Below are 21,701 nucleotides of genomic sequence, written 5' to 3'. Positions count from 1 at the left end.
CGCCTGAGACACGAAAGGAGGCCGACTTCCCGTGGGTTTCTGCAATCTCCCCCTTGCCGACAAGGTGTGCGGCATCGCCGGTGCCGCCAAGGGTGCCGTCGACTTCGCCAGCGATCCGGGCAAGGTCATCGGCGACTGGATGGCCAAGTCGTCCGGCGAACTCGCCGCCGCAGCGGCCGACCTGGCCGCCAAGGCCGTCAACGCCACGACCAAGGTGGACCTCAACGCGGGCTGGTTCCGCGACAACTACGAGATGCTGTTGCCGATCGGCCTGGTCATCCTCGTCGCCACTTTCTGCGCCCAGTTGGTGCGGGCCGCGATGAAACGCGATGGCCAGGCCCTGAGCCAGGCGTTCACCGGCACCGCCTCTGGCGTGATCTTCGCCTTCAGCGCCATCGCGCTGACCACCGTCGCGATCGAAGTCGTGGACGCTCTGTCGGACGGTCTGTTCAAGGCGTCCAACCTGTCGATCGAATCGGCCGTGCGGCGCATCGTCAAGGTGAGCCAGATCCCGGCGCTCGCCGGCCTCGGCTGGCTCGTCGCGGTCTTCGCCGCCATCGGAGCCGCTATCGGAGCGTTCCTCTACTGGTGCGTGATGATGGTCCGCAAGGTCGGCATCCTCGTGATGGTGACCTTGGCGGTCTTCGCCGGAGCCGGGGGCGGCTGGGAAGTCGCCCGCCGCTGGCGGCGCGGCTGGATCGAGGCCACCGCCACCCTCGTCGTCAGCAAACTCCTGATGACCGTGATCTTCGTGCTCGGCATCGCCGCCATGGGCAAGACCGAGGCCGAAGACGGACTCGGCGCGCTCGCCGACGTCATGTCCGGCATCGTGATCATGGTCTTGGTTTTGTTGTGCCCGTACGCGACCTTCAAGTTCGTGCACTGGGCCGCAGAAGGCACTGACGGAGAATCGATACACCGAGCCGGTGGTGCCGGAGCCCAGCTCGCCAAGCAGCACACCGAGCGCGCAGGCCGCAAGGCCGCCGCGATGGCGGCCACCGCCGGAAGTGGCGGCGCGGCAGCCGGAGCGGGCGCCGCCCCGCAGGGACCTGACTCGGTGCCCGGCGGCGGCTTCCCCGGCGACATCGCCGCCAACCCCACCGGCGGCAGCGGCCAGGACTCCGGCAACTCCGGTGGTTCCTCCGGCGGCCAGGGCATGAAGGACGGGCTGGAGAAGGCCGTCCAGCCTCCGCCCACACGCCCCAGCGATGACACCAGCGGCCAGTTCGGCGGTGGTCCCGGCCAGGGCGGACCCGGCTCAGGCTCGGGCTCCCCGTCCGGCGGCGGGTTCATGTCCAACCCGGCGGGCTCGTCCACCCCTCCGCCGCAGGGCACGCCCCCGGCCCCGAACTCCGCTTCCTCATCCGGTGCCGGCGGCGCCGGCGCACCGCCTCCGCCGCCTCCGCCCACCGGCATCTGACCCCGCCCCTCACCCCGGAGCGGCACGCACCACGCCCCCGTGTGTGCCGCTCCGGCTCCGCCCGCGCACCACCGGAACGGCCCTTGTCTGAACTCTCGATCACCCCCCTTACGGTCAAATTCCCCCACAGGTCGAAGCGCGGCATCCTGCTCGGCCTCACCCTTCCCCAACTGGTCCTTGTCTCCTCGGCCTTGGCGCTGCTGCTGGTCACCGTCGTCGGCACCGGACTGCTCGGCGCGATCGTGCTCGCCCCGCTGTGGGCCGCGGTCGCCGCGCTGGTCGCCATCCGCCGCAACGGCCGGTCCTTGATCGACTGGGCACCGATCGTCCTCCGTTTCACCCGGCGCCGGCGCAACGGGCAGACCCTGTGGCTGGCCCGGCCGGTCACCCGTCCCCGCCACGACGGCACCCTCCACCTGCCCGGCACCGCCGCCTCCCTGCGCGTCGTCACGCCCTCGGATTCAGCCAATGGCGCCGCCGCGGTGCACGACCCGCACAGTCAGACTCTGACCGCCGTCGCCCGCGTCTCCAGCAGAGCCTTCGCCCTGCTCGACCCCGCAACGCAGAACCACAACGTGTCCGGGTGGGGACGAGCCCTGGCGGGCATCGCGCGGACCGGGCACGTCGCCTCCGTGCAGGTCCTGGAGCGCACCGTGCCCGACAGCGGCGACACCCTCGCCCGCCACTGGGCCCAGCAGGGACGCCCCGAAACCCCGGTCGCCGGGCAGGTGTACTCCGACCTGGTCGCCTCCGCCGGACCGGCCGCGGCCCCGCACGAGGCGTACCTAGCGATCTCCCTGGACCTCAAGGCCGCCAAGCGCCTGATCAGTCAGGCCGGCGGCGGCTTCCCCGGGGCATTCACGGTGATGGAGCAGACCACCAGCGCTATCGCCCAGGCCGCCCGCAGCGCGGGCCTGATGGTGACCGGCTGGCTGACCGCCCGCGAGATCGCCGCCGTCATCCGTACCGCCTACGACCCCAAGGCGCTCTCCGGCCTGCAGCAGTGGTCCGAGAGCGGGCGCGCCGAGGCCGACCCCGCTGCCGCCGGGCCCGTCGTCCAGGTCGAGGAGTACGACCGGGTGGCCACCGACTCCGCGCGGCACGCCACGTACTGGGTCGAGGACTGGCCGCGCACGGAGACCGGCGCCGGGTTCCTGCACGGGCTGATGTTCACCGCCGGTGTGCGGCGCAGCCTGTCCCTTATATACGTGCCCCAGGGGCTCGAGTCCGCGATGCGCGACGTCCAGCGCAGGAAGGCCGCGATCATCTCGGATGCCGCCGAGCGCTCGCGGCGCGGGCAGGTCGACTCCGAGGCCGACAGCGTCGAGTACGCCGACGTCAAAACCCGCGAGCGGCAGCTGATCGCCGGACACGCGGACGTCGCCCTGACCGGCCTGCTCACCGTCTCCGCCGAGACCGACACCCTGCTGGACGCCGCGTGCGCGCAGATCGAGACCGCCGCCGTCACCGCCCAGGTCGACCTGCGCCGCCTCTTCTACCAGCAGCCAGACGCCTTCACCCTCGGCGCGCTGCCCCTGGCCCGCACCGCCCTGTAATCCACCTCGGCCCCACCCGATTGGGGCCCGTGCCCTGCCGCACAGGCAGGAAGGATCTTCCCCTTTGACCTCAGCCAACCCCGTCGGCGACGCGCACCCCTATCTCCGGGCCGCCAGTGCCGGAGTGCGCCACCACACCCGCACCCTCACCGCCGAAGCGGCCACCGCGCCGGTGCCCGCGGACCGCACCCACCTCGACGTCCTGCACGCGCACCTGATCTCCCTGCACCGCCTCGTCGACCAACTCCAGGCAGCAACCCGGTCTCCGCACCCGGCGGCAGGACGGCATCTGGCCACCGCCGGCACCCGCCTGTGGCAGGCCGGCGCCGCCCTCCACGACGCCTTCCACCTCCTGCCCACCGTCCATGAGACGCCTGCGGACGAGGAGGAGTGCCATCCCGAGCGACTCCCCGAAGGCCCCCCGGTGCTGACCATCTGCCAGCGCCACCTCGCCGCCAGCCACCTCGTGCGCCGCACGACCACCCCCACCGACCTCAACAGCCCCCTGCACGGCCACAGCACCACCTGCGCCCAGTAACTCCCCTCCGCGAAAGGCCCCTGACTTGCGCACGCTCAAGCGCTCCACCTCCGCCGCCCTCGTTCTCGCCGCGCTCACCGGCACCGGGGCCCTGGCCACCGCCTCCCCGGTCGTGTGATCGCCCGCCTCCCCGACGCCGTCACCTGAAAGCCGCCCTGTCATGACCCACCGGCCCGCCCGGCGCGCCCGCCGCGCCTCGGCCTCTCCCCTGTTCACCCCGCACGGCACCGACCGCGCCAGCCGCAAGGCAGCCCGCCGACAGCTCGCCGAGGCCGCCGCCAAGGCCCGCGCCGAAGCCGCCCTGCACCCGGCCGGCGCCGAACCGGCCGAGCAGGAGATGCCGCAGCCCCTCTTCCCGCCCAGCGGCCGTCCCGGCCCCGCCTCCGCACGCGGCGGCAAGCTGAAACTGCCCGCGCACCGCATGACCACCGCCACCGTCGCGGGCGCCTACCCTTTCCTCGCCGAAGGCGGTCTCGGCGCCGAGGGCATCTACATCGGCCGCGACGTGCACGCCGAAGCCTCTTTCTGCTTCGACCCGTTCGCCCTGTATGGCAAGATCGAAGGCTTCACCAACCCGAACGTGCTGCTCGCGGGCGTGATCGGCCAGGGCAAGAGCGCTCTGGCGAAGTCCTTCGCCCTGCGATCGGTGTCCTTCGGATACAGGGTCTATGTGCCGTGTGACCCCAAGGGGGAATGGACCCCGGTGGCCGCCGCGCTCGGCGGCACCTCGATCGCGCTCGGCCCTGGGCTGCCGGGCAAGCTCAATCCCCTGGACGCGGCCCCGCGCCCGCCGTCGGTCTCCGAGACGGACTGGGCGAGCGAGATCCGCAAACGGCGCCTGCTGCTGCTCGGCTCCCTGGCCCGCACCGTGCTCGGGCGGGACCTGCTGCCGATGGAGCACACCGGACTCGACGTCGCCCTGGACGCCGTGGTCACCCGCGCCGCCGCGAACGGACGCACCCCGCTGCTCGGCGACATCGCCACCATGCTCAACAGCCCCGACGAACTCGACACCGCCGGCGGCATGATGTCCGGACGCCTGGGCGATGCCTCCCGCGACCTGGCCCACGCCATGCGCCGCCTCGTCCACGGTGACCTGGCCGGCATGTTCGACGCCCCGAGCACCGTAGCGTTCGATCCCAGCTCGCCGATGCTCACCATCGACCTGTCCCGCCTGGGCGGCTCCGGCGACGACACCGCCCTCGTCCTCGCCATGACCTGCGCCTCGGCCTGGATGGAGTCCGCGCTCTCCGACCCGAACGGCGGTCGGCGATGGATCGTCTACGACGAGGCATGGCGCCTGATGCGCCACCCCGGCCTGCTGGCGCGCATGCAGTCCCAGTGGAAGCTCAGCCGCGGCCTGGGCATCGCCAACCTGATGGTCATCCACCGCCTGTCCGACCTACTCACGGCGGGCGACGCCGGATCCCGCGGACGCGCCCTCGCCGAGGGTCTGCTCGCCGACTGCTCCACGCGCATCATCTACCGCCAGGAGACCGACCAACTCCACGCCGCAGCAGCGCTCTTGGGACTCACCTCGGTGGAGAGCGACGCCATCTCCCACCTCAACCGAGGCCGCGGCCTATGGAAGGTCGCCGGACGATCTTTCATCGTCCAACACCTTCTCCACCCGTACGAATTGACCCTATTTGACACGGATGCCCGGATGCATTGAAAGGCCATTCCCCGTCCAGCCCGCCGAGCATCCCCCTCCCTCTGCCCTTCAGGAGACCCACTATCCACTTCCATCCGACCATCCTGCTCTTCCCCGAACTCGAGGAGGACGACCTCAAGGCCCTCGCCGACAACATCAAGGAACACGGCCTGCTACACCCCGTCGTTCTCGACGCCGGCGGCCGGGTCATCGACGGACGCAACCGCCTGAAGGCATGCGAGATCGCCGGCATCGCTCCCTCGTACACCACTCACGAAGGGGACCCCGACAGTTACGCCCTGTCCGCGAACATCCACCGGCGCAATCTGACCAAGGGCCAGATGGCCATGATCACAGCCAAAGCCTGTTCACTCAGTGAACAGGGCGAGCGTTCACCGGGTGAACAGTCCTCCCGTTCACTGAGTGAACGGCTGGGAATCTCGCTCGGCACCGTAGGCAAGGCGAACGTCGTACTCCAGCACGCGCCCGACCTGGTGGACCCGGTCATCAGCGGCGCCACCGGACTCAACGAGGCGTACGCCATCGCCCAGGAGAACAAGGCCAAGGCCAATTCGGCCGAGGTCCAGCTCGCCCGCCTGCGGGAGGAGGACCCCGAGCTGGCCGACCGGGTCGTCGAGGGCGCCCTGACTCTGACCGGCGCATGGGCAGAGCGCACCGAGCGCCTCGAAGAGGACAAGCGGCAGCGCCGGGTGGCCACCCGCTTCCTGGACGAGCTGGTCCCGCCGCTCGCCCAGGCCCGCGGCACCCGCACGTTCAACCGGTACGACCCTGCCTACGCCAGCGGCGCGCCCATCACCCGCGAGACCATCGCGTATGCCAGGCAGGCGCTGGCCGAGATGGACCAGGTCTGGCAGGAGCGTGACCTGCCGTGACGACCACCGCCGAAATCCGGCTCCAGCACATCGTCGAGCAGACCGCTGTCGCTCTGACCGACACCGACGGCCGGTTCCGCAAGCGCGACCTCATCGATGCCGTCCGCGACCAGCTCGCCCGGGGGGACCTCGACCCGCACATCCAGGCCGCCGCCATGGAGCGACTCGCCCAGAGTCTCGTCACGGCATTCGGCGAGCACCGCAACCCCCGCCGCCGCCCCACCAGCTCGCTGTTTCACCCCACCGACATCGTGAAGCTGGGCAACGGGATCTGGGTGTGGATGGCCCGCGCGACCGACTCCGATCTGCTGGAGTGGAAACGCCTGTCCCGCCGTAACCGCGCCCGCGTCGACAACGCCGACAACGAGGTCCAGGACTACGCCGACGAACGCCTCGACGCCTTCCGCGCCCACCGGGACGTCCTCTACCTCCTCGACCTGGAACGTGTGGTCTTCGGCTGGAGCGAGGAGCACACCGCCCAAGCCGATGGACTTGAGCCATGACCGGTTCGAACGTGCGGCGCCTCACGAGGCCGGGCCTATTCGCCGCTTCTCTCAACACTCCCGGCCCACACGCCTGATGGATACCCCACCCAGCATCCCGTCCCCTGCCGCCGTCGGCTCCCAGATGGTGGTCGAGGCCCTCGGCACCTCGCCGCAGCGCCTCGGCCGACTCCACACGGCCGACTCCACCGAGGACGTCGTCGCCTGGCTGGTGGTCGTGGCTGCCCGTCATCTGGACCGCGTACACGAACAGCTCATCGACGCCGCTCAGCACGCGGCCTCCACTCTGACGCGCGTCGCTACCGGGAAGGCGCAGATCAATTCGGTGGGAGTCCTGCAGAACAGCGCCACGCAGATCGACATCCTGGCCGCGCGCCGCGCCGACGCCATCGAGCGCCTCAAGGAAGTCCTCCATGTCTACCGTCAGGTGGCAGCCCTCGGCGACGTCACCGCACAACCGGCGCATCACGCCGGCCAGGCCCCGATCCGCCCGGCCGCCCCCAGTGCTCCACCCGGCCGCCCATCGCGTCGCCGGTGACCCTGCCCCTCTCTTCCAAGGAGCCCATGCCCGTCTCCCGCGCCGACCTCGTCTCCTTCGCCGAGGCGCTCGCCGCCCGCCTGCCCGGCGACTGGCACAGCACGTACCGTCAACACGACGCGTACAGCGACCAGTTCCCTCTCGACGACGAGGTCTGGGACAACGGCCACGTCAGCTGGGCATTCAGCGAGTTCGTCCTCGGTCACGACGCCCAGCTGACCGGACCCGACGGTCAACGGCTGTGCGTCATCGACCGTCCGCTGCATCCCGACCAGTTCCTCGTGGTCCCCCTCGCCCCGGACGAGGGCCTCAAGTCCCACCACTTCCATGGCGTCGACGAGCCCAACGGCATCAAGGTCGGCAACGACCCGCTGCGCGCCGCCGTCGCGGTCAGCCGCCGCGTCCTGCCGCGCTACCAGCGCGCCTTGGCCGCCGTGCACCACAACGCGCAGGCCCAGCCCGAACCCCCGCTGCGCCCCGCACCCCCCGAGGTCGACCAGGTCCTCACCCTGACCCGGTACGCCGACGGCGCCTTCGGCACGCCGTACGCGACGGTGCCGGCAGAGGCCCGCACCACGCTCTACGTCCACGGCTTCCAGTACCACCCGCACCAAGGCGCCTTCCTCCTGCCCGCCGCGCACGGCGAGGCCGACCAGGCCCTGCGCATCCAGGCCGTGGCACAGCGGCTCGCCGCCCACCGCATCGGCGTCAACCTCCGGCACAGCCCGCCGCCTCCCGCCGCGCGGCCCGCGCTGAACACCCGCGCCCCGCTGCCGGGCTCGACACCCGCCGCCCAACACCGCTAGACCCCGCCGGGTATCGCGGCCCGACCCTGCTTTCAGGAGATCCCACCTGTCCACGTCTTCCGCCACCCCCGCGGTCCCCGCCGCGGACATCACCACCCCCACCGATCCCGACGGCCGCTATGTATACGGCCGCCAGGTCCTCGCGCTCACCGACCAGCTCAACGGCACGACGTCCTACGAGCACGCCGCTGCCCTGGCCGACCAGGTCCTGGAACCGACCGACGGTCTGCTGGAGCGGCTTGCCGAGTTCTTCGAAGCGGCAGCCGAGAAGGCCAAGGAGGCCGACCACGACGACGGGTTCGACCTCCACTACGACCTGGAGGACGCCGCGTCCACCCTGCGCGGGCTCGGTGAAGACCTGCACGTCGCCGTCGACCGCATGCGTGCCCTGGCCCCCCGCTCCCCCGCGCGCCAGGCCACCAAGGCGACCGTCACAGGTTCGAGTATCGGGCTGCCGACGGCGGTGCTGCCCACGCCTGGTCGCACCCGGTGACAGCGCCAGAGGCGCCCGGTTTGCTCGCCGGTCTGGAGCAGGCGGCGCACCTGCACTCGCTGGCCGAGCGCATCCACCATGCCGCCGACGATCTGCCGGCCCCGCAGTCCACTCACTCGCTCGCCAGCATCAGCGAGGAAGTGGAGGACCAAGTCCGCGTCATCGCGGGCGTCTTCGCCTCGCTCGCGCATGAAGCCGCCGTCCACGGCCGGGCGGCGAAGCAGCATCCTCGCGCGGCAGATGCCCTGGCCCACCGCAAGGTCGCCCTGATGACGCGGGCGGCCGATCCTCTCGGCTGGGCGCTGGCCAAGCTGGGCGAGGCCGTCGCCCAGATCGGCCGCCTCCATGAGATCAGTGCCGGCCCACGCACCCCCGAACGTGCCCAGGCCATCGACACGGCACGCGCGGTCCTGAACGACCGGCTGTTCAGTGCCCACCGGCACCTGGCCGACGCGGCCGGCAACCTGCACCGGGACGCCGACCTGCTCGTCGCGGCGGCATCCGGGGCACGGCGTGGGCCAACTGCTCCGCCCGCTCACCGCAACCGGACACCTGCCGCACGGCCCGTGCCCGCTCCCGTGCCGCCGACCGCCTCTAGAACCCTCCGCTGACCTGCGCAGACACCGCGCGATACCCCGCTGCGGGGCAGCTTCGCGCCCGCGTGACCGCGCGGGTGAAGGCGGCAACATAGCCGACGATCCCCGGTTAGCGAAACCGGGGATTGTCCGGACCCTAGAGGCGGATCACCCACCACCCCCGTCTTGAGGAGCACCTCATCCGCCGCCCCCTCCACCGTTTCCCCCTGGCCATCGCCACGGCCTGCGTGGCCCTGGCCGCGACCGCCTGCGACAGCGGCAGCGACAGCCCCGAGGCCAAGAACCCCGCTCCGTCCGCCAGCGCCGAGAAGGAGCGGGAGCTGCCGCCCGCGCTGACCAAGCAGCAGGCCCTCGCCGAGATCGACCGGTATGCGACGGTCAACAACAAGGCCAACGCCGACCGCGACCGCGACCTGCTCGACACCATCGAGGACGGTCCCCTGTATGCCATGTCGGTCTCCGAGTACAAGGAGACCGAGGGCCTGACCAAGTCCGAGCGCAAGGCGTACAAGCCGTGGGCGTACGACACCAAGAGCGCCAAGCTGTACATCCCGCGCATCGCATCCGGGCAGGCGCGCTGGTTCGCCGCCGCGCTCTCCAGCACCAAGGGCAAGGCCCCCGACCGGCTCACCGTCTTCGCCGAACAGCCGCAGCACAAGCGGTGGGAGATGGTCTCCGTCGCCGATCTGTACGGCACGGACCTGCCCAAGGTCGCCCTGGACGCCGACGGATACGCCACCGCCGTCGCCGCCAACGGCAACAAGGACCTGCCCGCGGGAGCCGACCTGCTGCGCAGCGGCATCCTGGACAACTTCGCCACCGGCGGCCAGAACTCCGGGAAGAAGGTCTTCGCCACGAGCAAGGCGAGCAGCCAGCAGATCAAGGTCCACGACGAGACCGTCAAGCAGTACGGCAGCCAGGGCACCAGCACCTTCGCCGACGCCGCCAACCGCTACCGCGACGCGTACGCGCTCAAGACCACCGACGGCGGCGCGCTGGTCTTCTTCTCCCACACCCACACCCAGACCGACGCGGTCGCCCGCTCCGGGCTGCAACTCAACCCCGGCAAGGACGACCGGGCCTGGCTGCACGACATCCCGCGCACGAGCATCCGCTACGAATTCGTCTGCAACGACGCCGCCACCGTCCCCGCCAAGGCCGCGCCCGCCACGCTCCTGGCCTACACCTGCGCCCGCACCGACGCCTCCGGCCCGCCCGTCAACTCCCCGTCCCTGCCCCGCGTGTAGCGCCACCTTCCCCCGCACCTGACCTGGAACTGCCCGTGCCCGACCCCGACTTCGAGCTGTACGACAACGTCGGCCGCGACGCCGACCAGATCGCCGCCGCCCGCTACGGCACCGCCACCGAACGCGACCTGCTCCGCTGGGCGAAACGGGATGCCGAACCCTTCCTGGGCGAACACCCGCTGCCGGACACCCCCCTGCCGGGCCCGGACCTCGCCCCGTATCACCACGCACTCGCCGCGGCCGAGACACCAGCGCAGGCCAGCGCCGTCACCCAGCACCTCCTGGACGCGGCCGAACCCGTGCTCCAGGCGGTCAGCGACTACCTTTTGGCCGCCGCCCGATGGCGCGGCCAGAACCGCGGAGCGGAGCCAGAGTCCCCGCCCAAGATGCTGATGGCAGCAGCCAGCCGCAGCCTTGACGCACTGGCCCTCGCGCACAGAGCCGACCTGGCCATCCTGCGCGCCGCCTACGACCCCGCACCGGCACCGAAGGCGCCGGCCCATGACCCGGCCAGCACGGCGCCCGCTCTGCCCCCGGCTCCGCCCGCCCCTCCCACCGGACCTGCCCCCGGCAAGGGTTCGCGGGGTGGGCCCGGGACGCCCTGAAGCGACACAGACGGCGAGCCGACCCCGCACGGCTTTCCGCACTCCTCGGACTTCCCGAATCGCCTTGAGTCTCCGGAACCATCCTGAGCCCCCTGAACCACCTCGCTCCCCGGAGGAGAGAACCTTCATGTCCCGTACGACCGTGCGTTCCGCGCCGGGCGGCAGCCCCCGCGGCTTCGTCGCCGACCTGGTGCGCGTGCCCTTCCGCGCCGTCACCTGGCGGCACATGCTGCACGCGCTGCTGGCACCGCTGGGCCTTGCCTGGTTCTTCGTCGTGGTCAACGCGTTGCGGATCAGCCAGGAGGAGGGCGTGCCACAACTCGGGATCGCGGGCGCGCTCGTGGCGACCGCCCTCGCGGTGACCTGCACCGGCGCCTTCGGCCGGGCACGCGCCCGGTGGTTCTTCGGGATGCGCATGAAGCCCGGCCAGGGGCGGGGACGACTCGGCCGCACGCTGGGCTACTTCTTCGTCGATCTGCTCCTGAGCGGTCTCGCCTTCGCGCTCGCCGCGGGCGTACTGATCGTCTGCGCCCGCAACCTCACGTACCCCATCTGGGGCTGGGCCCCCTACCCGAACCCGGCCTGGGGCGGCCCGACGCCCGAGGGTGCCGTGGCCCTCCACTTCGCGGGTGGCGTCGTGGCCCTCTTCGTCGGCCCCCGCCTGGTGACGGCCCTCTCTCAAGCACAACTCCGCCTGACCCGACGCATGGTCGATAACCAGCACTCCTCTGAGGCCACTTGTCCACACGCTCTGTCATCGCCCGCCCCGCCGGGACCGGCTACTCCGGCGTATACGTCCACAACGACGGCTACCCCAGCGGCCATCTCCCGCTGCTCCTCGCCGCCTACCAGCACCGCTTCGCAGGAGACATCGACGCCCTGACCGAGTACCTGATCGACCGGGTACCCATCGGCTGGTCATCGCTCGGCGCAGATCTCCTCGTCGGCGGCCCCGCAACCCCTGCGCGCCGAACTCACCTCCCCACGGACGCTGCCGGGGCGGCAGTTCAACGAATCCCGCGCCCCGGATGCTCTGCCCGTCCGTGTCACTGACACCACCACCAGCGGCCTGGACTGGGACTACGTGCTCCACCCCCAGCTGGGCATCGAGGTCATCCCTCTACGCCAGGACGGCACCGGCCCCGTCGTGCCCTGGGACACCGGTTCAGCGACCACCAGGTCCTGTGGGCATCCAACCGGGCGGTGCCCGCCACCCGGCCGCCTCGCGCCATGCCGAGCGCGCCCTCGTCGTCCGCTTCCGCACCTGCCACGGCGCCGACCCGTCCGAGTGCCCACCGCTAACCACCACCGCCCCTTCGAGGTCCTTTGTCCACCGGTTCCTGCATCGCCCGCCCCACCGAGACCGGCTACACCGGCATATACGTCCACTTCGACGGCTACCCCAGCGGTCGCCTTCCGCTGCTCCTGGCCGCCTACCAGCACCGCTTCGACCGCGACGTCGAGGCTATGAGCGTCCACCTCATCGACCAGGTGGCCATCGCCTGGGACGAGCTGGGCACCGACCTCCTCGACGGTGCCCCCAAGTCGCTGATCAAGAAGCTGACTGGCGGGGAGAGATGGCCCAGCCGCGAGATGGACGACATCATCGCCTCGGACGGCTCCCCGCCCCAGCGCGAGGTCATCACCGAGGCCAACTCCAGTTCTCTGTCCTGGGGTTATGTCCTGCATCCCGCCGGGATCGAAGTCATCAGCCTGTACGCGGCCGACCGCGGGCCGATCGTCGACTGGAACACCGACCCGCGCACCCGGTTCAGCGACAGCCCGTACCTGTGGCTCCCCGGCCATCCGGTGCCCGCTAGCCGACCACCGCGCACCCGGCCAGCCCCGGCCGCTCCGACACCTGCCGTACCGGCCCCCCGGTCCGCCGCCCACCGCTGACCTTGCCTCTTTCGTCTCTGGAGAACATCCTGTCCTCGCACTCCCGCCCCGACATCACGGTCGTCATCGCCACCCGGCTCCGGCCCGAACGCCTGGGCTACCTCGCCGAACTGCACACCAGCCTGACCCGCCAGAGCGTGCCGTGGGAGGCCGTCCTCATCCTCGACGGGGCCGACCCCGCGCTCCTGCCCGAACCGCTGGCCGCCGATGCCCGCATCCGCGTGGTCGAAGTGCCCCGCCCGGTCGGCGCTGCCGCCGCCCGCAACCTGGGCCTGCGCACCGTCCGTACCCCTCTGGTGTGCTACATGGACGACGACGAAGTCCCTGCTTAACGGCTGTGTCGCATTCCTTCGTCCCAGCCCGGAGTGTGCCGTGACAGTCTGTTGCACGTCCTCCTGTCGGATACCTAGGGTCTCCAGCCATGCAGATGATCAGCTTCTCGTCCGCGGGTTGGGAGAGCTGGGACCTGGCGCGCCAGCCGATGATTCGTGAGCGGATGCCGGTCCTGTTCGACGATGACCTGCTCTTCGAGGACGGGCCCGGGGCGCCGCGGCCGGCCGCCGTGGGGAACTGGTACCTCCGTGAGCTGCCGGTCAACGGGTCACCAGCCGTGCGGACATGGCAAAACAGCGCGGGTTGCCTGCGCGACTGGTTCACGTTCCTCAAGGGCCGCGGTGTCCATCCGTTCGGCAGCCGCCAGGAGTTACGGTCGGCGCTGAGCATGTACGCCGAGTACCGCCTCGCTGGCTCGCTGAAGGAGCGGTGGGATCACACCACATGGAACCTCCACGTCGGCATCCTGTCCGCCTTCTACAACTGGGCGAAGGACGAGGCAGCCGTCGTGGACGCGGTGCCGTTCACCTACCGCATGGGCTGCAGGATGGCCCAGGGCTCCGTGGTCAAGACCAAGAGGAACCTCGCCACGCTCCGCCGACCGCGCCCCCACACCACGATCAAGCACCTGGAGAAGGACTTCTCCGAGCTGTTCGTACGGGCGCTGGCCGGTCTCGGGCCGGACGGTGAACCGGACCTCCGCTACCGGCGGCCGCGGGAGGCCGCGCGGAACTCGGCGATGGCTGACTACGTGCTGTCGAGCGGGCTCCGCAGCAAGGAGTTCACCCACCTGACGACCTACGAGGTGCCGCCCCTTCCGCCGCGGCCGACCCAGCTGCCGGTGCAGTTCCCGCTCGCGTACGCGATCACCAAGGGCGAGAAGGACCGAGTGACGTGGGTCCACTACGCACAACTGGCCGCCATGCACCAGTACATCGATCTCGACCGTGCCGCGTCGGCCGAGGGGTTCACCTGGCGGCCACCGTGGAGGCTCGGCGAGCCGCTGCTGGTCGAGGAACCCGACTGGGAGGGCGCCCGCCTCAACGGGATACGCAAGTCGTGGCGGAGCCTGCGGCCGCAAGAACGGCTGTGCCTGGTCACCCCGGACGGGCAGTCTCCGCTGGTCGGTCTGCAGTCCACCGGCCAGCCCTTCGTCGACTGGGCGACGGTCTTCCGCCGGACCTCTGCACGGATCCGAGATCGATACGAGCCCCGGTTTCCGACCACCGCCCCGCATCGGCTGCGCCACTCGATGGCGATGCGCACCCTAGAGGAGCTGGTCAAGGGCCGCTATCGGAGGATCGCGCAGCTGGTCGACGACACGGACGAGGACGCCGCGCTCGCCCTGTGGCTGCGCAAGCACGAGCCCATGATGATCCTGCGTGACCTGCTCGGTCACTGGAGCGTCACGTCCACGGAGCTATATATCGCGCGCTTGGACGTGTCCCGGATCTACAAGGAGCTCTACGAGAGCACCCTCACCCGCCGGAACCGCGCTGCAGAGGCAGAGGCTGCCGCAGAGTTCACCGGCGAGGTGGACGGCTGATGCCGGCGATCGTCATTGACGAGCCGTTGGGTGTCCGCTTCGTCTTCGCCGACGGCAGTGAGTGGACTGTGCGGCTCGCTGGACTGCCCAACCGTGCTCTGGCCCGGGATCTCGCGGTCGGACTAGCCGCGAACGCGCACCCTCACGGGGGCATCACGAGGAAGACGACTGCCAAGGGCTATGGTGTCTCGCTGCGGAACATGGTCCGGGAGCTGTCGAAGGCAGGCTTCGCAGGCTCGGCCGCGGATCTGACCCGCGCGGTTCTGGTGCGCTACTGGATGTCCACCAACCATGTGAAGGAGCGCGACACCCGTCGGCTGCTCACCGACTTCCACGACGCCACGGGGAGCCTGCGCACCGAGGTGTGTGACTTCCTCGACGGCGAGCCCTTGAAGATCCGGCCGGAATTGGGCACCTACGAGGCGTACTCCGACGGCGAGTGGGAGCAACTGGAGGAGACCTGCCGACGCGTTGTCAACGAGAGCTTCGCTCGCCACAAGCGAGCTCTCGCCGCCGCGAACGAAGCTCAAGACCTCCTGGACGGTGCACAGGACACCCCTGAAGCCGTCGCCCGGCTGATGCTCCGGCGCGGTCCGATGCGCTACACCACGAACTACGTCGAGTACTTCAAGGCTCGCCATCACGGCAAGGGCCCCGGGGAGCGGAGGACCTTCCGCATCGCGACCTACGAGCTCGTACGGCAGGTACGTGAGGACCTCTTCCCGGCCCGGAAGGTACTGGTCGCCTACAAGACCCTGCTGGGCGTGTACTGCGGCGTGGTGCCCGACGGGATCGCGGACCTCGGCGTAGGCGACGTGGAATGGGCAGGGGACGCAACGATCCTGCTGTCGTACTTCAAGGGCCGCACGACCAAGGAGAGTTCGGTTCTGACCGCTCGCGCCGTGCGCCTCCTGGAGCAGTGGCTGCAGCACTCCGCCGAACTGCGCCGTTTCGCCGATGCGGACCTTCGGGACGAGCTGTGGATCGGGTGCATCGAGTCCACGAGCGAGATCGCCGGTGCCGCGAGCAATGGCCGCGATCGGCGCACCTTCATTCGCGAGGAGGGACTCGTCGACGACAAGGGAGCCCGGCTCGTCATTCACGGGGGCAGGATCCGCGCCACCTTCGAGGAGCGTCTGGCTCGGCGGGGCTGGACCGGCCGGACGCTGATCGACCCCAATCACAGTCCGCGGACCGAAGGCGACCACTACGCCACCCCGACGGATCCGGAGCAGCTCGACAGCATCGAGTCGATCATCAACGACGGGCAGGCCGACATCCTGCGCAAAGCGCTGCCCCCAGTGGTGCTCACGACCGAGCAGGCCGCCCAGTTCGCCGCCGACTTCCCCGATGAGGTGAAGCGGCTGGGCCTGGACACGGCGACCATCGCCGAACTGGTCGGAGGGGAACGCGACGTCTTCACCGCGGCCTGCGCCGACCAGCTCGCCGGCCTGCACGGTCCGGCCGGGAAGCCGTGCCCGGCTCGGCCCTGGGTGTGCCTGTTGTGCCCGCTGGCCGTGTTCCTGCCCCGGCATGCAGGCAATCTGCTGCGCCTGGACGCCTTCTTCGCCCGCCAGTTCCGGCAGATGCAGGTCGAACACTACATCCGCGTCTTCGGCCCTTACGCGCACCGGCTGACCCACGAGATCCTGCCCAAGTTCTCCGAGGAGGCGCGGGCCAAGGGCGGCCTCGAGGTCGCCGACGACGACAGCGACATTCCGCTCCGCCCCGAGGAGGCCACCCAGTGAAGCTCTTGCGCCCGCTCCGCGCGCCCCGCACGATCTCCCGGCGGACGGTGTCGGCCTTCGCCGACTGCACAGTGTGCGAGACTGCCGGCCTGCGGCTGCTGCCCGGCGCCGTACGGTCCCGGTTCGAGGATGACCTGTGGGATCTGCGCGGGCTGGCGGACAAGGCCCGCTCGGTCCGGGCGTACGAACTCCTCTGGGACTTCTCGCCGATCATCAACACGTCCTGGCGGGTGGTGGCGAAAGAAGTCCTGCTCGCCCTGCTCGCCCCGCACCACGAGAGCGTGACGGCCTGCTCCCTCGCGCTGCGCAAGTTCCGCAGCCCGCGCACCTGCCGGCGGTTCTTGAACCGCTTCACCGACTGGTTCAACTGGCTGACCAGAGAGGGCGTCACCTCGCTGGAGGAGGTCACGCAGGAGCACTGCGACCGCTTCATCGACGAGCAGCAGTGGTGGGTGCCCGCGCCGGGAAAGCCGCGGCAGCAGGTGGAGCCGGAAACCCTCGCGGAGAGCGTCCGAGTCGTTCAACTCCTCACCCTGTACGGCGAACTACTGTCCACGGACAGCTACTGTGCGGGCTTCGTGCCGTGGAACGGGCGGAGCACCCTGGAGATCGTCGGCACCAAGTGGCTGCGGGGCAACCGGACACCGGTGGCCCCCGACCACATCCTCCAGCCGCTGCTGGCCACCTGCCTCTACCTCGTCAACGAGGTCGGGCCGCAGCTTGCCGTCGTGGCGGAGCAGATGCGGGCGACGGCCGCCGAACGCAAGGAACTGCCGCTCGGCAACGTGGCTCATGTGCCCGCTCTGCGGAAAGTCATCAGGCAGATGCGCGCCGCCGGGGAGCCGCTCCCGGAAGGCGCCGTGACCAAGCTGCGCACCAGCCAGGAACTGGGCATCTTGAACCGCCTCGCCTGGCATCACCTCTCACATCGCGTCGGCGTCCGGGACATCAGCGCGGTGTACCTGCGCCCGCACGTCGTGCCGCTCCTGACCAAACTCGCCACGGCCGTCGGCTTCGCAGGCCCCTGGGCGCGTGAGGCCCCCGCCATCTGCCGCCACGACAACAGCCAGCCGGTGGCGTGGACCGGACCCCTGACGGACACCGAGGTCGACAGCCTGATCGCCAACGTACTGACGGCGTGTCTCGTGGTGACCTGTGCCCTGACCGGCATGCGCAACAGTGAACTGGTCGAGCTCAACGTCGGCTGCCGGCGGACCGCCCAGGTCGCGGGCAAGACGCGGTACCGGCTCGCCGGACGGCTGATCAAGGGGAAGGGCATGGGCGGAGTGCCCGACGAGTGGGTGGTCATCGAGGAGGTGCACCGCACGGTCGGCCTGGCCGAGCGGCTGACCGGCAAGACCGTTGGCAGCGCCCTGTTCGGTGAGATCGCCCTCTCCATGCGCCTCAATCGGCTTCGGGAGTGGCTGGAGGAGACCGGGAACCGGGAGTACTGGGGCCTGCCGGTCATCCCGGAAGGCCCGATCTCCGCCCGGATGCTGCGCCGGACCCTGGCTCTGTCCATCGCCGAGCGCCCCGGCGGTCTGCTGGCCGCGAAGATCGCGCTGAAGCACATCTCTGTGGCCACGACCGAGGGGTATGCCGCGCGACCTGGTGGCTCGCAGCGCCTGTTCCTGGCCGAGGCCGAGGAGGCCGAGGAAGAGGTGCATCTCCGGCTCACGGTGGAGGCGTTCCATGAGATGAAGGCGGGCCAAAGGCCCGCAGGCCCCGGCGCACGGAGCCTGATCGAAGCGTTCCAGCACGTCGACGCCCAGCTTCAGGAGGCCGCCCAGCATGACCCGAAGGTCCTTCAGGACGACCGGCACCTGGAGGGACTGCTACGCAAGCAGTCCAAGACGTTGCACGTCGGCCCGGCCAACTTCTGCTGGTTCCGCGACCCGTCCAAGGCCCTGTGCCTCAAGCTGGCCGGCACCCCCGACGCCACGAAGCCGCTGATCGGCATGTGCGACTCGGCCCGATGCCCGCAGGCCACGCACCACCAGCGGCACCGACCCATCTGGATCGGCCAGGTCACCACCATCGAGACCTTCGTCGAAAGCCCCAGGGTGGCCAAGGGCGAGAAGCAGCGGCTCCTGCCCGAACGCGACCGCGCCCTGCGCGTGGTCGCCGAGATCGACGCCGCTTCCCCGGCCGCGTGAGAGAGGACTGTGATGGCTCGGCTCACCGAGGAGGACAAGGCCCGCAACGAGGCCGCGATCCGGAACGCGATGGAGCGGATCTTGAGCGGGAACCTGCCGCCGGGCGGCAAGACCGACCTCAAGACGCTCGCCGTGGTCGCCGGAGTGACCCGCACCGGCTTCTACCCGAAGAAGAACCGCGACGGCACCCCCCGCCCCGGCGCCTACCAGCACCTGGCCGAGGAGTTCGAGCGCCGGGTGCACGAACTCCAGCAGGCCGGGCAGATCGTCGACCCGCGCGAAGCCCAGATCGAGCGGCTGAAGGCCGAGCGAGCAGAACTGAAGAAACGTGTCGCGGACCGAGACACGCTCCTGGAGGAGCTCACCGGATTCAAGCAGCTGGCGATCTCCCGGCTGGCCGCCCAGCACGCGGAGATCGAACGCCTCCGCCAGCAGATCGCCGACGGCGCCAACGTCCGGGCGCTGCCCGCCGCCGCGGACCGCACGGCGCCCTATGAACCGTGCAGTTGACCGGTCACCGGGCAATGGTGAGCGGTCCGGTGCGGGCCCGCTCGCGCACTGAGGGATCCGTGGTGCGGGCCGTGCACCGCGATCACGGTGTCGCCCCCCGGGACGTCGGCGTGCAACCACCGGCCGCCCCGCACCTGCTGGCCTACCGTCCCGGCATGACGGATCTCCACCGCTCCATCGCCGGCACTGCCGGTCACCGGCTCACCCGCGAATGCGTGGCACAGCTGCGGAATTTATCCACAACCGCACCCCTGGACAATTTCCCTGGCCGAGTTGGAGAGGGTCGGCCAGGACCGCTCGATGACAAACACCTAGACAAGTTCCGCCTCATGTCCGGTTTCGTTGGCACTCTCGAAGCCGCCACAGGCACCGGAATCAGGGGTTCCCCTGTTCCCGAATCCGGGGACCCTCCGACCTATTGACGCAATCCCCGACCCAACAAGGAAGTAGCCGCTGTGACCGTCTCTCATCACGCCGACGTCGCCGTCATAACCCCGACCCGGCTGCGCTCGGACCGCATCCCGTACCTGCTGGAGCTGCATGCCAGCCTAGAACAGCAGGACGCGGAATGGCAGTGGGTCCTAGCGCTCGACGGTGTCCCGATCTCGCAGCTGCCCGCGCCCCTGCGCGACGACCCCCGCGTCCGGACGGTCCCTCTACCTCGGGCCGTCGGAGCGGGCGCAGCCCGGAACTTCGCCTTGAACGAGGTCTCGGCACCCTGGTGCACCACAGCCGATGACGACGACATCCTGCCGGAAGGATCATTGTCCTCGCGACTCCGGCACGCTCGCGAGCACGGCCTCGGCTGGTGCGCCGGCTGGTCTGCAGACCTTCACACCGACGGTGCTGTCTCGACATGGCACTGCCCGACGCCCCCCGGGTTCCATGAGGCCGGAGACGTGTGGGGCTACTGGCCAAATCCCGATGCCACCATCCCTATTGGGCCCACCACTCTCCTCGCCCGAACCGACCTTATCCGCGGAAGCGGCGGATACGCGGCCCTCCCGCAGGGGGAGGATTACGCCTATCTAGTCGGCATTACGGGCACCGCTTCCGGGGCCCTTCTGCCCACCGTCGTCTACCACTACCGAAAGCACCCGGAACAGATGACCGCCCAACCCTCATATCCGGCGATGGAGTCCCGAGCTCGCCAATTCGCGTGGCGTCACGGCAAGCACCTGGCAGCCCTTCGCGCAGAAATCACAGATCTAGGTTCCGCAGTTTCGCGAGCACTTCCGCGTGATCATGAGCACCGATCGAGCATTCCCGCGTGATCATGGGCAGCGGCAGCGGCACATGAGGTATCCGGGGCGTGCGGGCCCTCCCGCCGTCACCGTCCGAGGGCGGGAGGGCTCCTCCCGCAGCCAGGGTCTGGGGCGGCGGCGGGAGCCCGAGACGGACAGCAGCGGCGGCCCGCCGGGAGCCGCGACGGGGAGCACGGATGCGGTGTCGGCTGCTCCCGGCAGGAAGGGGCCGCCAATCGGCCGTGTCGGCTGCCTCGATCCTGCCACCCCCGCCGACGGCCGGCAGGCGGAATGCGGGGGTAATTCCTTTCGTGCGTAAGACAGTTCACCCCTGGCGGCGCAGCGTAGCCGGGATATGCCTGCGTGTACGGCATCGCGGACATGGCAGCGGCAGGGTAGCTGGTACCTTCGCCGTGCGTGTGCCAGCTCAGCTCCCGGCAGTCCTCGAAGGGCACGGCGCCGTTTCCCCGGAAGCGCCACGGTGGTCTGTGGTCTCTCGCTGCACGGGGCGGCACATCGACCGGCCGCTCACGCGCCGCACATCGGATCGTTTGGTTCCGCGCAGGGACGCCGCGCGGGATACTGGCGCCGGACCGGAATCTCGCCCTGGCCGACGGTGGATACGAGGCGAAACAAGGGGGGTGGGCGCGATGGCGCAGTGGGAGCGGGACGAACGCCTCGCGCGAGCGTTCCTGGAGCTGGCCGACACCCTGACAGAGGGCTTCTACCTGGTCGACTTCCTGCACGTGCTGACCGACCGCATGCTCGAGCTGCTGGACGTGACCGCGATCGGGGTCATCATGGTCGACGTCCAGGGGCGCCTGGTGGACGTGACCGCCTCCACCCACGCCGCCCACCAACTGGAGGAGGCCCAGATCGAGTTCGACGAGGGCCCGAGCAAAGACAGCTGCCAGCTCCATGAACAGATTGGCCCGGTGGACCTCACTCTGCCCGCCACCGCCGAACGCTGGCCACGCTTCACCAAAGCGGCCCGCACGGCCGGATTCGCCACCGTGGCCGCGCTCCCGCTGCGCCTGCGCGAAGAGGTCATCGGCGCGGTCAACCTCTTCCACTCCCGCCCCGAAGCCCTCCACCCGGCCAGCCTGCGCCTGGGGCAGGCCCTGGCGGACGCGGCGACCATCGGCATCCTGCACCAGCGCCTCTCCCAGGACCAGGCCGAACGCGTCGGCCAGCTGCAGACCGCACTCAACAGCCGCATCATCATCGAACAGGCCAAAGGCGCCCTCGGGGCCCGCCTGAATATCGCACCCGACACCGCCTTCGAGCGCCTGCGCACCTACGCGCGCGCCCACCGCACGTCACTGACCCGACTGTGCCAGCACGTCATCGAGGGCCGCGTGCCCGCCGATGAGTTCGCTCTCCCCTGACGGTCCGCAGCACCGGTGACGCTCTTTG

The 21,701-nt window shown here is 70.3% G+C and carries 20 protein-coding genes; all 20 read left to right on the top strand.

Annotated features, from left to right (window positions below; translation table 11 throughout):
* Positions 1 to 31: 31 nt before the first annotated feature.
* The 20 genes from ACFWZ5_RS04420 (at position 32) to ACFWZ5_RS04325 (ending at position 21,673) form a co-directional block, all read left to right on the top strand.
* A complete protein-coding gene (locus ACFWZ5_RS04420) occupies positions 32 to 1,420 on the top strand; it encodes an ATP-binding protein (RefSeq protein WP_384890229.1) in 1,389 nt (462 codons plus the stop codon).
* A gap of 83 nt (positions 1,421 to 1,503) precedes the next feature.
* A complete protein-coding gene (locus ACFWZ5_RS04415) occupies positions 1,504 to 2,976 on the top strand; it encodes an SCO6880 family protein (protein WP_384890227.1) in 1,473 nt (490 codons plus the stop codon).
* Positions 2,977 to 3,040: 64 nt separating this feature from the next.
* Positions 3,041 to 3,514: a DUF6238 family protein gene (locus ACFWZ5_RS04410; RefSeq protein WP_384890225.1), complete on the top strand. Its 474-nt coding sequence runs from the start codon at positions 3,041 to 3,043 to the stop codon at positions 3,512 to 3,514.
* A gap of 160 nt (positions 3,515 to 3,674) precedes the next feature.
* Entirely contained in the window at positions 3,675 to 5,189 is a 1,515-nt protein-coding gene (locus ACFWZ5_RS04405) for an ATP-binding protein (RefSeq protein WP_384890223.1), read from the top strand.
* A complete protein-coding gene (locus ACFWZ5_RS04400) occupies positions 5,186 to 6,061 on the top strand; it encodes a ParB/RepB/Spo0J family partition protein (protein ID WP_384890221.1) in 876 nt (291 codons plus the stop codon). Before ACFWZ5_RS04405 ends, ACFWZ5_RS04400 begins: the two co-directional genes overlap by 4 nt.
* A complete protein-coding gene (locus tag ACFWZ5_RS04395) occupies positions 6,058 to 6,564 on the top strand; it encodes a hypothetical protein (protein WP_384890219.1) in 507 nt (168 codons plus the stop codon). The genes ACFWZ5_RS04400 and ACFWZ5_RS04395 overlap by 4 nt, the downstream gene beginning before the upstream one ends.
* A gap of 76 nt (positions 6,565 to 6,640) precedes the next feature.
* Positions 6,641 to 7,102, top strand: a complete 462-nt coding sequence (locus tag ACFWZ5_RS04390) for a hypothetical protein (RefSeq protein ID WP_384890217.1) — start codon at positions 6,641 to 6,643, stop codon at positions 7,100 to 7,102.
* Between the two features lie 26 nt (positions 7,103 to 7,128).
* On the top strand, positions 7,129 to 7,908 hold the full coding sequence (locus ACFWZ5_RS04385; protein WP_384890215.1) for a hypothetical protein: 780 nt from the start codon (positions 7,129 to 7,131) through the stop codon (positions 7,906 to 7,908).
* Between the two features lie 513 nt (positions 7,909 to 8,421).
* Positions 8,422 to 9,012 carry a hypothetical protein gene (locus ACFWZ5_RS04380; RefSeq protein WP_384890212.1) on the top strand — a complete coding sequence of 197 codons (591 nt, stop codon included), beginning with the start codon at positions 8,422 to 8,424 and terminating at the stop codon, positions 9,010 to 9,012.
* A gap of 212 nt (positions 9,013 to 9,224) precedes the next feature.
* The gene (locus ACFWZ5_RS04375) at positions 9,225 to 10,244 is read left to right on the top strand and encodes a hypothetical protein (RefSeq protein WP_384890210.1); all 1,020 of its coding nucleotides are present in this window, start codon (positions 9,225 to 9,227) and stop codon (positions 10,242 to 10,244) included.
* A gap of 35 nt (positions 10,245 to 10,279) precedes the next feature.
* Positions 10,280 to 10,849 (top strand): hypothetical protein, encoded by a 570-nt coding sequence (locus ACFWZ5_RS04370; protein WP_384890208.1) that lies wholly within the window; start codon positions 10,280 to 10,282, stop codon positions 10,847 to 10,849.
* A gap of 127 nt (positions 10,850 to 10,976) precedes the next feature.
* Positions 10,977 to 11,732 (top strand): hypothetical protein, encoded by a 756-nt coding sequence (locus ACFWZ5_RS04365; protein ID WP_384890206.1) that lies wholly within the window; start codon positions 10,977 to 10,979, stop codon positions 11,730 to 11,732.
* 443 nt (positions 11,733 to 12,175) lie between these two features.
* The gene (locus tag ACFWZ5_RS04360) at positions 12,176 to 12,748 is read left to right on the top strand and encodes a hypothetical protein (RefSeq protein WP_384890204.1); all 573 of its coding nucleotides are present in this window, start codon (positions 12,176 to 12,178) and stop codon (positions 12,746 to 12,748) included.
* A gap of 2 nt (positions 12,749 to 12,750) precedes the next feature.
* Positions 12,751 to 13,080, top strand: coding sequence for a glycosyltransferase family 2 protein (locus tag ACFWZ5_RS04355; RefSeq protein WP_384890202.1), 330 nt, complete (start codon positions 12,751 to 12,753; stop codon positions 13,078 to 13,080).
* A gap of 89 nt (positions 13,081 to 13,169) precedes the next feature.
* Entirely contained in the window at positions 13,170 to 14,627 is a 1,458-nt protein-coding gene (locus ACFWZ5_RS04350) for a site-specific integrase (protein WP_384890200.1), read from the top strand.
* On the top strand, positions 14,627 to 16,375 hold the full coding sequence (locus tag ACFWZ5_RS04345; protein WP_384890199.1) for a hypothetical protein: 1,749 nt from the start codon (positions 14,627 to 14,629) through the stop codon (positions 16,373 to 16,375). Before ACFWZ5_RS04350 ends, ACFWZ5_RS04345 begins: the two co-directional genes overlap by 1 nt.
* Complete coding sequence (locus ACFWZ5_RS04340; RefSeq protein ID WP_384890197.1) at positions 16,372 to 18,531, top strand: integrase; 2,160 nt, start codon at positions 16,372 to 16,374, stop codon at positions 18,529 to 18,531. Before ACFWZ5_RS04345 ends, ACFWZ5_RS04340 begins: the two co-directional genes overlap by 4 nt.
* 12 nt (positions 18,532 to 18,543) lie before the next feature.
* Complete coding sequence (locus tag ACFWZ5_RS04335; protein WP_384890195.1) at positions 18,544 to 19,041, top strand: hypothetical protein; 498 nt, start codon at positions 18,544 to 18,546, stop codon at positions 19,039 to 19,041.
* Between the two features lie 455 nt (positions 19,042 to 19,496).
* A complete protein-coding gene (locus ACFWZ5_RS04330; protein ID WP_384890193.1) occupies positions 19,497 to 20,315 on the top strand; it encodes a glycosyltransferase family 2 protein in 819 nt (272 codons plus the stop codon).
* Between the two features lie 620 nt (positions 20,316 to 20,935).
* Positions 20,936 to 21,673: an ANTAR domain-containing protein gene (locus ACFWZ5_RS04325; protein WP_384890191.1), complete on the top strand. Its 738-nt coding sequence runs from the start codon at positions 20,936 to 20,938 to the stop codon at positions 21,671 to 21,673.
* Positions 21,674 to 21,701 lie beyond the last annotated feature (28 nt).

It is taken from the genome of Streptomyces sp. NPDC059003, from assembly GCF_042740445.1.
GTDB lineage: Bacteria > Actinomycetota > Actinomycetes > Streptomycetales > Streptomycetaceae > Streptomyces.
The sequence above is the reverse complement of the archived record's forward strand: the minus strand, read 5'-3'. Positions and strand labels throughout refer to the sequence as shown.

Excerpts from the sequence above, each read along its gene's own strand:
- ACFWZ5_RS04405 (WP_384890223.1), top strand. The coding sequence starts at position 3,675 with ATGACCCACCGGCCCGCCCGGCGCGCCCGCCGCGCCTCGGCCTCTCCC.
- ACFWZ5_RS04345 (WP_384890199.1), top strand. The coding sequence starts at position 14,627 with ATGCCGGCGATCGTCATTGACGAGCCGTTGGGTGTCCGCTTCGTCTTC.
- ACFWZ5_RS04335 (WP_384890195.1), top strand. The coding sequence starts at position 18,544 with ATGGCTCGGCTCACCGAGGAGGACAAGGCCCGCAACGAGGCCGCGATC.
- ACFWZ5_RS04365 (WP_384890206.1), top strand. The coding sequence starts at position 10,977 with ATGTCCCGTACGACCGTGCGTTCCGCGCCGGGCGGCAGCCCCCGCGGC.
- ACFWZ5_RS04385 (WP_384890215.1), top strand. The coding sequence starts at position 7,129 with ATGCCCGTCTCCCGCGCCGACCTCGTCTCCTTCGCCGAGGCGCTCGCC.
- ACFWZ5_RS04325 (WP_384890191.1), top strand. The coding sequence starts at position 20,936 with ATGGCGCAGTGGGAGCGGGACGAACGCCTCGCGCGAGCGTTCCTGGAG.
- ACFWZ5_RS04390 (WP_384890217.1), top strand. The coding sequence starts at position 6,641 with ATGGATACCCCACCCAGCATCCCGTCCCCTGCCGCCGTCGGCTCCCAG.
- ACFWZ5_RS04350 (WP_384890200.1), top strand. The coding sequence starts at position 13,170 with ATGCAGATGATCAGCTTCTCGTCCGCGGGTTGGGAGAGCTGGGACCTG.